Genomic DNA, 13,722 nt, shown 5'->3' with positions numbered 1-13,722 from the left:
TACGACGGATCGGGGCGGCTGCCGGTGTTTTGCGGCTATCTGACCGCAACCGTGATCGGCGACGTGTTATGCCCGCTCACTCTTACCCACGTCGCCGACGGACCGTTTCCCGGAATGGTGCCCCGGATCTGCACCGTCTCGCCGGGAAACACGGTGACGTAGTTGTCGTCGTACTGGGCGGGCAGGATTTCGTCACCGTCGCGGGACGACATGATTTCGGTGCGTTCGAAGAACGCAACGTGCTGGGTCGGGTTGTGCAGGCGGATGAGCACGCTCCCCGGGGCCGATTGACGTTGCGCCGTGACGTTCAGCGGCGCGCGCGGCAGGTAGTTCAAGGCGGTCATGTCGGCCCAGCTCACCTGCGTCGAGTCGAACGCCCGGTCGTTGTCCGGATCCCCGACGTCGTCGGGCTGCTGGGACTGCCAATAGACGTTTTCGGCAACGACTTCGCCGGAGCGGCGAGTCAGTTCACAACGGACAAAGAAGACCGGCGAGGTTGCGAGGCCGCGGGGTAGTTGCATGGCTTCGACCGCGTCTCCGGCGGATACGTGGATGCGATCTGAGGTGCGATCGGCCTGCAGCGTCCCCTGCAGGTCGTAGACGCGAACTCGGGCGAACAGATCTTGCTCGTCGGATGGCGTCTGATTCACGACACTGATGCGCGCCGAGTTTCCGTCGCCGCCGGCATACGAATCGAACACGACCGAAAGCGGGTGCAGACCCTTCTTGGCCCCGAAATATGCCCCACCGGGGCGCAGGTAGTAGTCGAAGAGCTGTCCGAAAAAGGATGGCCAATGACTGTTCAGCATCCAGTAGATCGTCATCTTGTGGCTGTCCCAACCCGTGGCGGCGAATGCCTCGAACTGGGCGCGGGCGGACTCGTACTGAGCCAATTGTGCTTTGGCAGCGAATATCTCGGCGCTGTCGGAGGTTCCGTAGCGCATGCCGATTGAACGTTGGGCACTCAGCAGAGCGGCGTTCTTGTACTGGGCACCGGCATGGAAGGACCAGGTGTCGTTGATCGGCCACAACTTGTCGGGCGGGATGAATTTTCTCAGGCTCGCGAACGGGGGGATCTGTTCATTGCTGCCCTGTTCGGCCGATGCACCCCAGGTAGCTCCGTATCGCCTGCTGAACCAGTAAGTGGGCGGGCGCCACGTGTACGGTCCGGGCATATCGATGCCGTCCCATTGCGCCATTCCGTCGCTGTCGCGGCTTTGCAGGGAGGCGGTATCCACTGTGGCGTTCTGCCAATGCAACTCGTCCAGGATGGACCGGTATCGGGCGCGGATGTCGGGTGGGGGCAGCCCGTCACTGCCATTTGCCCAGATGAACGACGACGCATGGCTTCGCAGCATGCGAACCTGTGAACGCAGACTGTCCATCGCCACCCGGTGATCTTCGGCGTCCCACTGCTCCCATTTCTCCCACTGGTTGCAGCACATCCACCCGGCCATCAGCGGAAGCCCGAGTTCGTCGGCTTTCTCGATGAGGTGTTCGCTGGCGAGCTTGCCTTCGAGTCGGAGCATGTTGAGACCGAGATCCTTGGCGTACTGCAAGATTGCGTCTTCGCGGTCAGGGTCGTACTTGAAGAGCAGATCAGGGGTGTACGCCGCGCCGCGCACCGGAAACTTCTTGCCGTTGACTTCCAGATAGAAGTCTCCGCCGTCGCCGGAGAACTGCTCGTCGCGATGCTGGGTGACGCTTCGAATGCCGAAATGAAGTTCGTGGCTGTCGCTGAGTTCATTGCCGACCCGAAACTCCAACCGGAGGTCGTGCAGATTGGGCCGGCCCATCGTATAGGGCCACCACAAGTCCGGGTGCTGAAAGGTCAATTGGGGGAATTCATCTGGGGTGAAGGTGATTTGCTCATCTGCACCGGGTGCGAGAACGACTGGCTGCTCGGCGGCGACGGTGGTGTTGTCTGGGCGGGTGATGATGGCGCGGAGCACACCGCGTGTGCGTTGTGAGCTGTAGTTGTGAACGTCCGCGCGGACCGTCAACCGCGCACTGTCGGTGAGGGGTAGCGGAAGCTCTGAATTGACCGTCGCCGAACCGATTCCCGCGGCTCCCAGTGCTGTCAGGTAAACCGGCTTCCAGATGCCGGCGTTGCGGTCCGGAACGAATGACGTTCCACGACGGTCCACGTCGCCATTGGGCGGCGGAAAGCCGAGGTAGTCCCAGTTGATCCAGTCGTTCCAGCTGTCAGCCAACTCGACACCGTCCACATCCTGCAGCGCACGCTCCGGCGTCACCTTCACTGCCAGAACATTGACCTGCCCAGGCCGGATCAGCGGCGTCACGTCGAATTGATGGTCGACGTACATACCGACGACCTGCTCGTGATCGGCAACGAGGCGTCCGTTCAACCAGATGTCAGCGCGGTAATTGATGCCGGGAAAGCCCAGCACGTAGGTCTTTCTGCCTTCCGGGGCGGTGAACTGAGTGCGGTACCACCAATCGTGCTTGTAGAGATCCTGCGGCACCCGGTCGCGAAGGTTCTGGCCGACGTAGAGATCACTGTAGACACCGTTTTCTCGGAGTATCTCCAACACGGTGGCCGGCAGTCGACGCACCTTGTACCACGCAGCGGCGTCATAGTCCGGCAGAGACAGTGCGTCACCGTCTGCCGAGATCGTCTCGGCAGGGGACAACGTCCAGCTGTTCGCCAGTTCCAGGCGCTGCGGCGGCGCGGACTGCCCCGCAGGAGTGGTGACGGGCGAATACGCCGCAGCGCACAACGACAGTGAGGTGAGCGCCAACATGATGAAGATCTTGACGGCGACCTTCAGCATGCTTTCGACTCCTCGAATCGGGTGATCGTCCAATCATGCCGTCGGCCCCTGCCGCAGCAGCACGGACCTCCGGCGAGTCGGGCCAGGGCCGCCATCAATCAAGCGCTTGATGCCTCCTTCGGATGCTGCAACAGCGACGGTGTGACTGCCCGGGTGCCGTTCACCCAGGCTGACCACGGAGCCAGTCACCCAGGCTGACCACGGAGCCAGCCTGACCGAATGGCATCGGCGAGTGTCCAGAACGAAGCACCCAGCAAGACGATGTCTTTCAGCAGAAACTCGGCGAGCAACGTGATCGCCGGGAAGCCACCGCCTGCTGGTTCGCTGATACCGGGGGTGGTGATCAGGAAACTGATCGTCGAGACGAACAGCAGAACCGACAGCAGGCTGCCAAGGACTGAAAGCCGTGGAGCGATCGGTTTTATCGCCAGGAGTACCGCGGCACTCACCTCCATTACGCCGAGCAGTGCCGAAAAGGTGTACTCCGACCAGATGTTGTAGAACCAGCCCATGAACGGGCTGTGCGTGACCAGTGGCGCTATCTGGTGAGCCTCGTAGTGGGCGAACTTCAGCAGACCGATCCAGCCGATGACGATGACGAGTCCGTATCGGAGTAGCGCAGCGGCGACGATGTCCGTCGCCGGCAACACTCGCATGGCGCTGGAGGAGGCGTGCGGTCTCGGCGTGCTCATTTCAGTGTCCTTGGGTGTGATTTGTTCGGTCACGATGGCTCCTTCGCGATGTTTGGCACAGCTCGATTGGTCGGCTTGCTTGACGCATCGCGTTCGAACGTACAGAGCTAAATCTGGTACAAGTAGATGGAATAACACCAAATTTCTGCTTGAAAGTCTCACCAGTGGATGCCATCAGTCGTTTGATGAATTTGGCACAGCTCAGCGCCGACGTTGATAAGCGTTGTCTGCTGGGCAGGACCACCCGAATGGACGTCCCGGCCTACCCCAAGTTGCAGGCACCGTTTCATGTTCTGCTCGAGGGCGAGTGTCAGCTGCATGTCGACGCCAGGGTGCTTGAGATGCGGCGGGGAGATGTCGTACTGATTCCGAGCGGGGCTGCCCATCGCGTGATCACGTCTGGCGCCGGTCGGCTACGGAGCACAACTGATACCGCCGGCGATGCATTCGTCACGACCCACAGCAGGGGCGGTGGTACCGCGTTCGTCGACCTGTTCTGCGGGCACTACACGTTCGATGCAGGTGCCGGGGCGGTGCTGCTGGGCAGCCTGCCCGATCCATTGCACGTGTCCGTCGGGCAGGGTGCCGACAACGACGAGATGCTGGCGATGTTGAGCGCAATGATGCGCCGAGAGGCGCAGCGTGACGGGGAAGGCACCGCCGCGATCCTGTCGGCTCTCGCCACGGCGCTTCTGGCGATGGCGCTGAGATCCGCGTCGAGTGCCGCCACCACGACCGCTCTGTGGACCGCAGTAACCGACCCGCGTATCGCAGCAACAGTCGAGAGCGTTCTCCAGGAGCCGGGTGCTGAGTGGACCATCGACCGACTCAGCCGCACCGCCGCCATGTCACGGGCGACATTCCTACGTCGCTTCGGCCGGGAAACGGGCATGACAGTCGGCGCTTTCCTGGTGCGCGTGCGGGTGATGGCCGCGGCCGAACTTCTCAATTCCAGTGACGCGACGGTCGCCGCCGTCGCCGGACATGTTGGCTATCAGTCGGAATCGGCGTTCTCCCGCGCCTTCCGTGCCGAGATCGGGACGACGCCGGCGCGCTTTCGGCGTGCTCAACGGCGGCGATGGGAGCATGGCGTCGGTGCCGGTGACTGAGCTACCAATCCAACGATCCAAGCGCTCACGTGTCGGTCGTCAAGCAGGGCAACGGGATCCGCTTCGGACGGCCCAAGGTGTCGCCCAGGGTGTCGCCCACGAACCTGCTTCTGGCTGGATCGGTGAGAAGCGGTGATGAGCGGTGAGGAGCGGTGAGGCAGCATCGCGACCGGGACCCGAACAAGCCCAAGGGGTTATCCGACTGGCGTGAGTTGCAGCTGCTGGGTTACGCGTGGCGGTCTGCCGCCGGACCCGCATATCGGAGTGTTGATGCCCGATTCGTCTTTGCCAGCAAGGGAATTCGGATCCCAGGAGGCGTAACTGACGTACGCCCCGGGAACTCGCGACCCCCCCGGGCAGACTGCATCAGAGTGCCAAACCATGGTCCACTGACCGTTGAACATTCGAGCGTTACCGAAGGCAGGTCCGCCGGGTGCGTTAGCTACCGCCGCACATCCCGCACCGCACGGTGTGAAGTACCAGTCACTATCAGTGGTCTCACCCGAATCCGAGGTCACAGTAGCGACGTAGTGGCCACTCATGGTCGGGTCCGCCCACGCGGTGGCAGCTGAGCCCACAGCCAACCACCCAGCCAGGCCGGCGACCGCGAGAATAGCCCGTGAAACGGTCATGATCTGTGTCCTCCCTATGGGCCGTCGTCGTTGCCTCATAGCTTTGCTATAGCACAGCGCGGGACGGATGGGCACCCAGTTTGTAGTGATCTGATGGATACCCCCGGGGCGTCTAATTAGCGCGGACCGCAAGAGGCAGCTGATCGCGCGATTCAATCTGCAGCTTTCGGTAGACATTTCGCAGGTGCCACGAAATCGTGTTCCGGGAGACGAATATCTGCTCGGCAATCTTATTGTTCGAAAGGCCCATGGCCGCAAAGCGCGCCACCCTCAGTTCGGTGGGCGTGAGTGACTCGATTCCGGTAACCGCAGGGCGGCGGGGACGCCCGCCGGCCGCCGCCAGTTCGTCCCGAATGTCGGCCTCCAGCCCCATCGCGCCGCACCGGTGCGCCAGGTCAAGACCGACTCCTAAATGTGTTCGCGCCTGAACTCGAAGTCCAGTGCGACGCAGGGAGCACCCGATTCGCCAATGGGTGCGAGCCAGTTCAAGTTTCGCTTCCGTCTCACTCAAGATCGCGAGAGCTTGCTGCAACGTCGGGAGGGCAGCATCGTCTTTCTCGGTGAAGGCTCGCCGTCTGAGCGCAATGCCCAATGAGATTGGGACGCCGAACAACTGCGCTAGCCGAATCTCCTCCTCGATCAACTCTCGTCCGGATTGCTCGTCGCCGGCTAGGTACGCCGCCACGCCGGCCAGCGATCGCCATCTGAAGGGTCCGAGGTTGAGGGCGCCGTAGGTCCGCATTGCTTGCTCGGCAACTGTGAGGTCGGCACGCCCGGCGGCAATATCGCCGCGTCGCAGGTGCAGCAGACCGCGCGCGGTGTGTACGTAGGCCTCGATGATTGGGGCGTCGGATGGACGGCGTTCTTTCCAGACTCCGTCGAATAGGCCGGCCGCCTCATCAAGCTCGCCGCGTTCGATCATGCAATTAGCGAGTGTGGCCATCGCCCCATTGGCGTGCACATGGGACCTAGCACTGATGGCCTCCCATGCCACCTGAGCATCGGCCGCTGCGTCCGGGATGTTGCCGCGTTCGTACAGCACCAAGGCTCGAACAAGTGACGCCTCGGCGTGTGCCAGCACGCCACCCCGTTCCCGCGCGTCCCGAACCGTCGCGTCGGCGGCCTCGTGGGCTTCCACGAGGCGTCCCGCGTGCAGCAGAGCTAGGACTGCAAGGTTGACGCTGGGCCCTTCAGAGGTCTGCTCGGCGAGGAGGGCGCCGTTCCCGAGCGCGCGAACGGCCAGGTCCCCGGCCCGGTCGGCGGGCGGTGTTGTCATTGCATCGCGCAGCGCCTGGAACGCCAGCACTGCGCGGTCACCGGGGCCGTCCCTCTCGGGGTGCTCGTCGACGGTGCTGCTAGGACCCCGCTGAGTAGCCGAGAGATGATACTCCGCACCGCTGGCCGCACCCTCGAACCGACGCCGTATTTGTTGCTGTCCATCGCGGAAAAGCTCAGCCCCCCGCCGGAAAGCTTTGCTCGCTTCGGCGTACCGACCGAAGCGAAACAACGTCTGGCCAAGCGAATACAGGGCGTCGGCGCGTTCCTGGTGATTGTTGACCAGGCCTAGGGCGTGTTCGAACCGCGCCAGCGATGTCGGCTTCCCGGCGGCGGCTTCGGCTAGTCCCAGATCGATGAGCAACCGGGCGGGTAACTTCTCGACCGCGAGGAGGTCGACGGCGCGTTGTAGATAGCGAATCGCCGAGTCATGCGCGCCCTTCCTGGCCGCGGCACGGCCGGCGTCGTGCAAGGCCGCCAAAGTCCACGCCTCGTCGGGCATGTTCGATTTCAGCAAGTGTTCGGCGACAGCCTCCGGATCCCGGGCCCCTGCCGCCAGCAGCTTCGCGGCGTGCGCATGAAGTTGCAGCCGCTCGGCAGGTTCCAGCGAGTTGTAGATCGCCGCCCGAGTAATCCCGTGCGCGAACGTAATTGGATCTGCTGAAGCGAAAAGGCCTGCCGCTACCAACTCTTCCGCTGCAACAATGCCTTCATCCGTGCTGAGTCCTGCCAGGCGGACAACATCCCTCGGGGCTGCGCCGTCGCATAACACCGACGCTGCCCTTGCCAGATCACGCGCCGCCCGATCCAGTCGTGCCATTCGGAGAACGATGTGGCGTCTTACTGACTCGGGGGTAGCGATCTTAGGATCCGCGCCTTTGCTCAGGGCGTCTGCCATTGCCAAGACGTAAAGAGGGTTACCGCCAGATTCGCTGACCACCGCCCGCACCAGACTGGCATCGATTTGACGATCCGGCAACGCGTCCGTGAGCAGCATCGCGACACCATTCTCGCTGAGCTCCGCCGGACGGATCGACGGCCCGGTGGCGGCATCCCAAAGGTGACTGACTAGTTGAGAATCAGCAAATTGATCGCCGGTCCGAATGGTCACCACCATCACCAGGGGAATATCTTCGATGCGCTCGGCGACGTAGGCCAGGAAACGCAACGTGAGATGGTCGGCCCAATGCACGTCGTCGACCAGCATTGCCAACGGTTGTTGGTCGGCCAGATTCAAAGTAAGCCAGTACAGGCCATGGATGACCCTGAAGTGGTCCATCGCTTCGCCGAGGCCGAACAATGGTTCGGCGAGTGCGGCGGGTCCTTGCATGAGCTTGGCCCGCGCGGTGTCGGAAGCCTGGATCACGCGGGTTTCTACAAGCGTTCGCGCGACGCCAAACGGATAGTCACGCGTTAGTTCGTTGCCCCGGGCTCGCAATCCATGCAATCCATGTGCAGCACATGACCGGTAACACTCGTCGACCAGGCGAGTCTTGCCGACACCGCTTGGCCCCTCGATCACACACACCTGCCCACGGCCGCTCCGGGCCGAATCCAGCAAGGCCGAAAGCTGCGCAATTTCGGCTTCACGTTCCACGAGTCGGGCCATGCTCATTGATCGAATCGTAATCCCATACGCCCGCCCGGCTAATCCCCGTCACGGATACTGGCGACAACGGTTGTCCCGCTGCATAGCGTCGCAACCATGCCACAGAAAAACCGCATAAGTCGAGTTCAGCGCCTCGCGAGCACCGGCGCCTCAGCCGGCCAACCGGCAAGGGACGAACCCGTCCGCGCGTTGCATCCTTTCGCCCAGCAACCAAGCACCGATAGTCATGTGATGGCCATTCGATCGCGACGTGATCCCGATGTTCCATCGGCTACATCGGCTACTTCGGCTACATCGGCCCGAACTGCGATCCGGGGTCTAGGTCATGCGCATTGAGGGAAGCGTCACCATCGTCACCGGCGCCGGGTCGGGGATCGGTCGTGCACTGGCGGAGTCGTTCGCCGCGTCGGGAGCATCGGTCGTTGTCAGTGACATCGACATTGACGGTGCACGCCGCACGACCGATGGGATTACCGCCGCGGGACACGCAGCGGTTGTCCGGCACGCCGACGCAAGCAAGCCCGACGGCATTCGAGGACTAATCGACTGTGCCGCAGATAATTTCGGACCCGTAGATATTTACGTCGCGAACGCCGGGGTGACGGGGCCGCCCGGTCTCGGCCTGGTTGAAGATGATTGGGACCGCACGCTAGAGGTGAACCTCAAAGCACACGTCCGAGCAGCTGTCATGCTCGTACCGGATTGGGTCAAGCGCGGTGCCGGATGTTTCGTCAGCATCGCCTCCGCCGCGGGTCTGCTTACTCAAATCGGTGATGCCGCCTACACGGTCAGCAAGCATGCGGCAGTGGCTTTCGCCGAGTGGTTAGCGGTTACATACGGCGATAGCGGCGTTCATGTCACCTGCGCTTGCCCGATGGGCGTCAACACCCCACTGCTGAACGCAACGTTGGAGTCGTCTGATACCGCACACCGGCTTTCCGCCAGAGCAATCATCAACGCGGCGGCGGTCGTCGAGCCGCAGCTGGTCGCCGACGCCACCCTTCGTGCCGTCCGCGAAGACCGGTTCCTTTCGCTGCCACAGGCGGATGCCCGAAATCTATTCCAGCGCAAAGCGGCCGATCACGACCGCTGGGTATTAGGCATGCAGCGGTACCAGAACTCCCTCGGTGCCGATGTCGACCGTCTTACGGCATCGCATGGGTAGGACTTTGGCAAAAACATGGTGGGAGTGAGATGAACGACGGGCGACTCCAGTACGCGCGGAACGGCGATGCCCGTCTTGCGTACCGGCTATTGGGTAAGGGTGACACCACGCTGGTGTTCCTCCTCGGTTGGGTGGTGTGCAGTATCGACACCTTCGAGCACCCCGGAAGTCCCTACGCCAGCTCAGTAGAGATGTTTGCACGGCACACGCGTGTGCTCATCCTCGACCGGCGGGGCACCGGGTTGTCGGATCCGACCACTGACGTCTCGATCGAGGAACGTGTAGAAGATCTGCGCGCGGTATTGGATGCGGCCGGGGTTCACCGTGCCGTGCTCTGGGGCGGCGGCGGCGCCGGGCCGATAAGCATTCTCTTTGCCGTCAGGTACCCACGGCGGGTCAGCGCTTTGGTGCTACCCGTTACCGCTGCGCGGTTTTCGCAAGCGTTGCCGGACCATCCATGGGGATTCACCGACGAAGATATCGAGGCCCAGCTCAGGGAAATCGATTCCGATTGGGGCTACGGGGCTCTGAGTGACATCTTCTTTGGTGCGGCCGCAGCAATACCGGGTGTGCGTGAAGAATTCGGCCGCCAGCAGCGCGCCGTCAGCAGCCCGACGCTAGCGCGCTCGCTTTGGAAAGCGACGATGGAAACCGATGTACGTGACGAGCTGCCGAATGTTCAAGTACCGACCCTGGTTATGGCCCGGCCAGGTGATCGGTTCGTACCATTCGAGGCTTCTGCCGCTCTGGCGGCGGCCATTCCCGGTGCGCGATTGCACGAGTTGCCTGCCGGGAATCACAGCTGCTTCGACATCACGGACATCCTCGCTCGCGAGACATTGCGATTCGTGTGCGGGACATACGGTAGTGGACCGAGCGCAAGGGTGCTTGCCACAACGCTATTCACCGATATCGTCGGGTCGACCGAATTAGTTAGCGCCTACGGTGACGCACACTGGCGTCATCGTCTTGCCATCCACGATGACATCGTCGGCAACCTACTGACGACATACGGCGGTCACAGCGCCAAGCACACCGGAGACGGTGTGTTTGCGCTGTTTGACAGTCCCACCAATGCGCTGCGCTGCGCGCTGGAACTCGCGGCCACATTAGCCACTCGTGGCTTGAGCATCCGGGCCGGCGTTCACACCGGCGAGGTCGAACGTCGGGGAGACGAATGGAGCGGGTTAGCCATCCATATCGCCTCTCGACTCGTCGAGATTGCGAAGCCGGGCGAAGTTACTGCCAGCCGAACAGTCCGCGATTTGACAGCGGGATCGGACCTGGTCTTCCACCACATCGGCCTTCGCCGCCTAAAAGGGGTGTCCGAAGAGGTCCGGATTTACCGAATTCGAGCGGGAGGTCGCAACGAACAGGGCGGCTCACATGCTGACGCGATTCCTCAGGCCGGCGTGTGCGCAACCGCGACCATGGTCGGTCCGTCTCGATCTGCGGGTTGAGACCGAAATTCATTCCAAGAACCCAGCGAAGGAGGATTTATGAATCAGGACTCGATCGTGGATGTGTGGGAGAAGCACGCGCGCTACGAATTCGACGTCAAAGACGCCGACCTCGCCGTATCGACTATGGTCGCAGACGCGAGTGTGATGCACCTTCCGACCATGAGCGGCGGCTCCGGGCGCGAGCAGATACGCCGTTATTACGCAGACGTTTTCATCCCAGGTATTCCCGAGGGAACCAGCACCGAGCTCGTCGAACGGTTGGTCGGGGAGGATTTCCTGATAGACGAGTCGATCATGTACCTCCGTCATGACCGACAGATCCCCTTCCTGCTGCCACGGCTGGAACCGACCGGCCGGGAGATAGAAGTCCCGTTCGTTGTGATTGTGAGATTCCGCGACGGTCTGATGCAAAGCGAACGGCTGTATTGGGACCAGGCTGGAGTATTCAGTCAACTAGGACTGTTATCCCAGAAGCGTTTTCCGGTGCCCGACTGTTCCGACGTGACGCGGTTCCTGCGGCAAACCAGTAAGACAGCATTGCTGTAGGGCGCCAACGCCATTGGTCGGTGATCAGCGGTCGACTGGCGCGATTCAGGATTGCAGTCCTGGCCTTCGGCGCAGTGCACGCGGTTAGCCCCGACGGATAACGCAGCGCGAGAAGAATATTGATGTCGACCGGAGAAACCGGGACTACTTGAGCCGACCGAACACCCGACGTAGCACCCCATGTGAATCGTTTTCCGGCGGCTGCCGGGTGGCGTAGGGCCACGGCCGATTCCGTTCCGGCACCGAGGACGCCCGCGCCTGCTTGAGCTGCATGCGCAGATGTTGACGCAGACCATGCAAATCGGGGTCATTCCAACGATTTTCCGCCTCGACGGGGTCAGCAGTGAGGTCGTACAGTTCCCACTGGTCGTCGATCGGGTCGCTTCGGTAGGCCTCACCGCCGATGCCGTTCGCGGCCAGGTGGCGCACGCCGGGTTCCGTCCAGGTACCCGGGTCGTCGAAAGTGCGAACCAATTTCCACAGATGCCCGGCGCCGCCTTCGGTTTCGTCGACGCGCACCACCAAGCCCTCGAAGTTCGCGGCCACGTGTGCCGGCAGCTTAATACGAAGGGGTGCAGGGGGATTCGCCTCGCGCCCAAGTTGGCGGGACAACGCCGAGGCGCCGGTGTCGCCTTCGAGCACATTGTCGCGTGTCATCAGATAAACCGCGCGGGTTTCGTCGGCAGGCTCCCCATCCACCACGGGCATCAGGTCACGTCCGGGCAGCGCGTGCACCTCGGAGAACGAGTCGGCAAGGTCGGTGGCAGTGGCCTCCACGTCGATGCCGGCCGCACCGAGCAGCGTCGGCACCAGGTCCACATGCGAGGTCGGTGTGGACACCGTGCGGGCTTGCGTCGCGTTCTGGCCGATGCGGGCGATGACAAACGGCACCCGGGTCGCCTCGTCGTACATGTTGAACCATTTCTGGTGCAGTCCGCCGTGCGCCCCCAGCAGCTCACCGTGGTCGGAGGTGCGCACCAGCACGGCGTTGTCCGACCCTCCTTCGGTGACCGCCCGACGGACCCGGTCGATCGGTCCATCGACCTCGGCGTGCAGTCGGTAGTAGAGGTCGCGGTAGCGCTGCGCGTTGCGCTTGTAGGTGCGGCTGACGGCGGGCGACAGACCGTATCCGGAGTAGTACGCCTCGCGGAAGGCGATTTGCGCGGCGGGCTTGGTGGACAGGTCTTCATCGGCGGTCGGTGCCGGCGGCACATGCGGCGGGTCCAGCGGAGAGGGCTGGACTGGACTGCGCCGCGCCCAGGCCGGAAACAACACGATGTCGTGCGGGTTGACGAAGCTGGCCACCAGCAAGAAGGGGCGCATTGCAGCGGAGTCACCGGCACGCCGTCGCGCATAACGGTCCTCCAGCCACGCCACCACTCGATCGGCGATCAGCGGGTCGCGCCGGAAACCGCTGTTGGCATTGCCGGCCCCGTGCGGTTCGGGACCGACCCAGCCGGAGAAGCCGTAGGGGGCGAGTCGGTCGGCGTCGAGGTAGCGCTGCACCGCGGCAGGGTCGATGACGCCGTCGTCGTCGTTGGTGGCCAGCGAACCACCGGTCGTGGGGTCCTCGAGATCGGCGTGCGAAATGTGCCACTTGCCGTCGTAATGGGTGTCGTACCCGGCCGCGCGGAACCAGTTGCCCAGGGTCGGTACCTCGCCGGCACGCAGCCAGCGCAGCCGTGAATCGTCATAGCGTTTGCCGATGCCGTCGGTCTGGGTGACGCCGTGCAGGTCGGGATAGTGCCCGGTGAAAATGGTGGGGCGGCTCGGCACGCAGGCCAGCGAACCGGTGTAGTGCCGCGTGAAGTTAACACCGTGGTCCTCAAACCAGCGACGACCGGTGAGGGTCCGCTGCCGCCACGCGAGTATTTCGGCCGATTCGTAGGGAGGCACCGCGCGTTCCTCGTCGGTCATCAGAATGACGATGTCGGGCCGCTCAGACATGCGTGGTCTCCAATCGATGAGCGAGGCCGGCCAGCAGCGCCTCTGACTGTCTGGCCATGAAACGCAGCAAGACTTGTTCGGCCAGGCGGGCTGGCGGGCGCTTGCCGATCTTCAGGGTGCTGGTCAGTGTCACCAGGGTGTTTTCGCCGTCGGGCCGTAGCGTCCAGCGGTTGGCGAGTTTGCCGAGTCGGGCCGGCAATCCTTCGGCGTCGTAGGCCAGCGTGGTGGGCGGGTCGAACTCGGTTATCTGCTCCACCAGCACGTTGGCGCCCAACTGCACCCGCCGGACGGTGCCCAGAGGCTGACCGCCGGGGCCTACTCGCAGCACGCAGGAGTGGTCGACGCTATCCATCCAGGAACTCAGGGCTCCGAAGTCGGCCAGAATGTCCCAGACCGTGTGTTGTGGGGCCGTCACCGTACGAGTGCGGGTGATGTCTGCCACCCCGCCATCCAACCACCATGCGGACGGTCTCGGGCCGGATTATTCGT

The 13,722-nt window shown here is 63.0% G+C and carries 9 protein-coding genes; 4 read left to right on the top strand and 5 right to left on the bottom strand.

The window, feature by feature from the left end; all coding sequences use genetic code 11:
• Nucleotides 1-35: 35 nt before the first annotated feature.
• Nucleotides 36-2,795, bottom strand: coding sequence for a glycoside hydrolase family 2 protein (locus A5636_RS17905; RefSeq protein ID WP_081287860.1), 2,760 nt, complete (start codon nucleotides 2,793-2,795; stop codon nucleotides 36-38).
• Nucleotides 2,796-2,980: 185 nt separating this feature from the next.
• On the bottom strand, nucleotides 2,981-3,487 hold the full coding sequence (locus A5636_RS17900; RefSeq protein WP_081287864.1) for a DUF417 family protein: 507 nt from the start codon (nucleotides 3,485-3,487) through the stop codon (nucleotides 2,981-2,983).
• Between the two features lie 164 nt (nucleotides 3,488-3,651).
• Between A5636_RS17900 and A5636_RS17895 the strand changes: the two genes are divergently transcribed.
• Nucleotides 3,652-4,596 carry a cupin domain-containing protein gene (locus A5636_RS17895; RefSeq protein WP_065159983.1) on the top strand — a complete coding sequence of 315 codons (945 nt, stop codon included), beginning with the start codon at nucleotides 3,652-3,654 and terminating at the stop codon, nucleotides 4,594-4,596.
• Between the two features lie 744 nt (nucleotides 4,597-5,340).
• Here A5636_RS17895 and A5636_RS17890 read toward each other — a convergent pair.
• Nucleotides 5,341-8,112 (bottom strand): helix-turn-helix transcriptional regulator, encoded by a 2,772-nt coding sequence (locus A5636_RS17890; RefSeq protein ID WP_253900635.1) that lies wholly within the window; start codon nucleotides 8,110-8,112, stop codon nucleotides 5,341-5,343.
• A gap of 325 nt (nucleotides 8,113-8,437) precedes the next feature.
• Between A5636_RS17890 and A5636_RS17885 the strand changes: the two genes are divergently transcribed.
• The 3 genes from A5636_RS17885 to A5636_RS17875 are packed head-to-tail and all read left to right on the top strand — an operon-like array spanning nucleotide 8,438 to nucleotide 11,286.
• On the top strand, nucleotides 8,438-9,277 hold the full coding sequence (locus A5636_RS17885) for an SDR family NAD(P)-dependent oxidoreductase (RefSeq protein ID WP_065159981.1): 840 nt from the start codon (nucleotides 8,438-8,440) through the stop codon (nucleotides 9,275-9,277).
• A 29-nt stretch (nucleotides 9,278-9,306) separates the two neighbouring features.
• Nucleotides 9,307-10,737, top strand: coding sequence for an adenylate/guanylate cyclase domain-containing protein (locus A5636_RS17880; RefSeq protein ID WP_065159980.1), 1,431 nt, complete (start codon nucleotides 9,307-9,309; stop codon nucleotides 10,735-10,737).
• Between the two features lie 39 nt (nucleotides 10,738-10,776).
• Nucleotides 10,777-11,286, top strand: a complete 510-nt coding sequence (locus A5636_RS17875) for a nuclear transport factor 2 family protein (RefSeq protein WP_065159979.1) — start codon at nucleotides 10,777-10,779, stop codon at nucleotides 11,284-11,286.
• Nucleotides 11,287-11,430: 144 nt separating this feature from the next.
• Here the strand turns inward: A5636_RS17875 and A5636_RS17870 are convergent, their stop codons facing one another.
• Nucleotides 11,431-13,233: a sulfatase-like hydrolase/transferase gene (locus A5636_RS17870; RefSeq protein ID WP_065159978.1), complete on the bottom strand. Its 1,803-nt coding sequence runs from the start codon at nucleotides 13,231-13,233 to the stop codon at nucleotides 11,431-11,433.
• Nucleotides 13,226-13,675, bottom strand: a complete 450-nt coding sequence (locus tag A5636_RS17865; protein ID WP_065159977.1) for an SRPBCC family protein — start codon at nucleotides 13,673-13,675, stop codon at nucleotides 13,226-13,228. Before A5636_RS17865 ends, A5636_RS17870 begins: the two co-directional genes overlap by 8 nt.
• Nucleotides 13,676-13,722: the final 47 nt, after the last annotated feature.

Source organism: Mycobacterium asiaticum (assembly GCF_001673315.1).
GTDB lineage: Bacteria > Actinomycetota > Actinomycetes > Mycobacteriales > Mycobacteriaceae > Mycobacterium > Mycobacterium asiaticum_B.
Note: the sequence above shows the minus strand (reverse complement) of the source record. Positions and strands in the feature narration are given on the sequence as shown.